General features: G+C 68.6%; 1 protein-coding gene. It reads left to right on the top strand.

What is annotated here, in order from left to right:
• A partial coding sequence (locus ACH492_RS40060; protein ID WP_398994377.1) for a condensation domain-containing protein occupies positions 1-1,679 on the top strand: 1,679 nt, incomplete at both ends.

Consider the following 1,679-nt stretch of genomic DNA (forward strand, 5'->3'; position numbering starts at 1 on the left):
GAGGAGCTGCTGGCCGGGGTATGGGCCCAGCTTCTGGGTGTGGACCGGGTGGGCGCCACCGACAACTTCTTCGAACTCGGCGGACACTCCCTGCTGGCGACTCGGGTGCTGTTCCGTATCCGAGAAGTGCTCGAGGTCGAGTTGCCTCTCGCCGCCCTGTTCGATCAGCCGACCGTGCGGGACCTCGCCGGAGTGATCGAGAGGTTGGGCAGCGGCGGTGCGTTCGTGGCGCCGATGGCCGTGGTCGGCAGGGACGAGGCGTTGCCGTTGTCCTTCGCTCAGCAGCGGGTGTGGTTCCTGGATCGCTTGGAGCCAGGATCCGCGGAGTACAACCTGCCGTTGCCCATCCGCTGGGACGGGGACCTGGACGTCGACGTGCTGGGTGCGGCCCTTGGCGGGGTGGTGGCGCGGCACGAGGTCCTGCGGACCCGGCTGGTCGCGGGCGAGGACGGGGTCGCGTATCAGGCGATTGATCCGCCGGCGCCGTTCGTGCTGCCGGTGGTCGATGTGTCCGGCGACGCCGATCCGCTGAGCGCGGCCGAACGGCTGATCGCGCAGGACGCGTCGACGCCCTTCGATCTGGCCGCCGGTCCGCTGGTCCGGGCCGTGCTCATCCGGCTGGCTGCCGACGCGCATGTACTGGCCCTGTCGGTGCATCACGCGGTCTTCGACGAGTGGTCGGATCACATCTTCCAGCGTGAGCTGTCTGCCTTGTACGAGGCGTTCCGCGCGGGTGAGCCGGATCCGTTGCCGCCGCTGCCGGTGCAGTACGCGGACTTCTCGGTGTGGCAGCGAGAGCAGCTGGCCGGGGTGGTGCTGGAAGAACAACTCGACTACTGGCGACAGCAGTTGGCGGGCGCTCCGACCCTGGAGATGCCCACGGATCGGCCCCGACCGGCGGTGCGGTCGTCCGCGGGAGCGGTGGCCGGATTCGCGGTTTCGCCGGAGACGACGGTGGCACTGAGAGTGCTGTCCCGTGAGCGCGGTGTGTCGATGTTCATGACGCTGCTGACGGCGTTCGATGTGCTGTTGGGGCGGTATACGGGTTCGGACGACGTGGTGGTGGGCACGCCGGTGGCCAACCGGAACCGTGCCGAGACCGAGGATCTGATCGGCTTCCTGGTCAACACCCTCGTGATGCGTACCGACTTGTCCGGCGATCCGCCGTTCACGGAGTTGCTGGGGCGGGTGCGGGAGTCGGCGCTGGGTGCGTACGCGCATCAGGATGTGCCGTTCGAGCAGTTGGTGGAGGCGTTGGTCACCGACCGGGACCGGTCGCGTAATCCGCTGTTCCAGGTGCTCTTCAGCTATGTGGCTGAGCGCGGCGCGTACGTGAATCCGGGTGCACTGCCCGTCAAGTTCGATCTGGCGGTGAAGCTCGGGGACAGCGACGGTGGACTGTCGGGGGAGATCGAGTACAGCACCGCGCTGTTCGACGCGGTGACGGTGGAGCGGTTGGCGGCGCATCTCGTCGCGGTGTTGGAGGCTGTCGCCGCGGATGCGGATCGGCGTGTTGGCGACCTGGCCGTGTTGGGGGCTGAGGAGCGCGATCGGCTGGTGCGGCAGTGGGGTGGTGCGGTTGACCCGCTGCCGGGTGTGGGTGGGGTGCATGAGCTGATTGCTGCGCGGGCGCTGGGCGGCCCGGATGCGGTGGCTGTGGTCGCTGACGGTGGGGTGTT

This window comes from Streptomyces sp. NPDC019443 (genome assembly GCF_044389785.1).
Taxonomy (GTDB): domain Bacteria; phylum Actinomycetota; class Actinomycetes; order Streptomycetales; family Streptomycetaceae; genus Streptomyces.